The following is a 2,422-nucleotide window of genomic DNA, read 5'->3' on the forward strand; positions in this document are numbered from 1 at the left end:
AACTATATTCAGGACATTTTTCATCCAGGTAGAAAATGCTTCCTCCATCAACATCAGCTAGTCTGTAAACACCTTCTTTGTTCGTGTCGGTAGCCGACATTTTTGAAGCTGCCGAAAGAAATCCGTCCACCTGAATCACAGGAATGCCTGCGAGTGAGCCACCGGCCATGAAGATAGCCCAGGCCAACTTATCCGATTGATTAAACGAATATAGAACTGCCTTCTCGGGGAAAGCTTTCTTATAAGTAAGCACATCGTTGTAAACCTGCTGCACTGATTGAGGGCCTTTATTTTCGAGGCGAGCAAATTGACGGGGAGCTAAATTTGCTCCACCAACAGGCGCATAAACCGATCCATCGGCACGTGAACTCCAGTAACGAATATCAATGATATCGACAATTTTTGAGCGAATCGGATCGGCCAGAATAGCGTCCTGAACATCTTTGGTTGTACTTAACGCAATAAGAGGATGTCTGCCGGTTTCCTGTTCCCACTCGGAAACAACATCTAACCAGAACTCGACAAAATGAAGCGGCCCCGTAAATTCTTCACTTGTTGTTTGAATAACGCAACTGTTATCCTTGAAGTTATTCAAACACTGTCGAATGTATTTTTTATGCAGCTCCCGCCGAACCGGATTCGTAATATCGTAAAACTCATCTGCAATAAATATTCGCTTATCGCCTGCAAATAACGGTGGCTCAGGAAACCCCGTGTTATTAATATTATTCACGGTACGCCAGGGTGAGTCCACCCAATGGGCACCAGCTTCCAAAATATTGTGTTGAAAATAGTTTTGATGAATTAATACTTTCGAATTTTGTTCGGCCAAATCGGCAAATTCTTTTAAGCGGTTCCAATACCAAAGATTGTATTTGGTTAAATCGTATTTACTCAAACCATCCCACGCTAATCCTTGCCCGGAACGTTCAAACGGAAGTTCATAGAAAGGAGCCCAAACATCGCCATCCATCCTGCGAATACGTTCGTGATCGTCGCGACGACGCTCGTACCACAAAGCATAGTTTTGTTCGTACACAGCCTGATTGTGCTCATCCATGTCGTCAATGACCTCCTTTAAACGATCGGTAAAGCCTTTTCCTTCGCGTCCGGGAACATAACGGGTGACCGCAATTTTTGCACGCCCGATTTCGCGGGGACGCATCTTTAGGTTCCACCAGGGAGCAGTAGCTCTTTGCCCGGTAATGACTACTCCATTAGCAACAATCCAACCATCTTTGATGGATACCACTGTTTTATCTTCGACCTTCTTATTGTCCTTTTGCTTTTCAACTGTAGCGATTTTCCCAATAGCAAGATTCGTTTGAATCGGATTGCGTTCAGGAGCTTTCAGAATAAATTCTCTAACCGAAAGCGGATGATTTGCCTCTAAATATTTAGCAATTCGGGTTGCCTCTTCGGGTGTTGGATTTCCGGCATCTTCAATTGTATAGGTAATGACTTGTCCTTCGCCCAGAGTTGGGTCGTTGAGCCGTTCCTGCAACTGCTTATAAAAAAGGCTGCGTGGGTTTACATGGCTATTGGCCTCGTACCAATAGCCGTTGCCTGCAAATTGTGCCCAGGCACCGTAAGCCCAATTTTGAGTTCCGGGAGGTGCAAAATTTTCAATTTTAGCAGCTGAACATTGCCAAAACATCGAGTTGGCAGCAGTCCATCCGGCTCCCTGTGCATCTTGCCCGCGGTTAGTAAAGCAAAGCTTCTGACCATCGACATTAACAATATCGAACAACACACCCGAAGCCCAACTATCGGCTGCACCGCTAAAATTATTGGGTAGGTACGACTGGCACTGCACAAAGGCATTGGGGCCGGCTGCAAAAAATCCGGTTGAAAAATCGTGCCATCCATATTCGGCATAACAGCGCAACACCAGGGTTTCCTGACCTCCTACATAAAATGCATTACGGCGGTAGGCCGCTATTTCCGAAACCGGCTCCAGGTTCAGGCAATCTTCAACGGTTACTTTGGCGGCCGACTCGTACACCGCAACCGCTGATCCGGCAAAGTGCTGAAACGTTACCTGACGAACCCAGCAGTTAGCGGCATTCTCAAAAGATATTGCATTCCAGCAATGTTCTTCGTCTTTCGGATTTTCGGCATTATAAGTTGAAACCAAGCTCAGGTTTTCAATTCCAATATTCTGAATTCTGTTTTCCCAACTTGCAGTATGAAGGTAAGCTCCCCCATACTTCTGATCGAGAGCAGTTGTAATCGGGACATCAATCGTTACCTTATTGCCTTCGATGTTGGTAATGGTTCTATCCCATGTTGAATTATGATATCCGGCCCGCCAACCTAGCCAACCTGACTCGCCTCCAAATTCCTTCATGCCCAATAGCTCTATCCATTCTTCGGTAGCCGGACGTGTAAGAAAAATTTCTTGGCCCACTTTTAAATGATC

1 protein-coding gene is annotated in these 2,422 nt (G+C 45.6%); it reads right to left on the bottom strand.

The window, feature by feature from the left end; translation table 11 throughout:
* The coding region (locus AC37HE_RS06675) for a DUF6298 domain-containing protein (RefSeq protein ID WP_500782023.1) at positions 1-2,410 on the bottom strand (2,410 nt) is incomplete at its 3' end.
* Positions 2,411-2,422: the final 12 nt, after the last annotated feature.

The sequence above is a fragment of the Mangrovibacterium sp. genome (assembly GCF_059905295.1).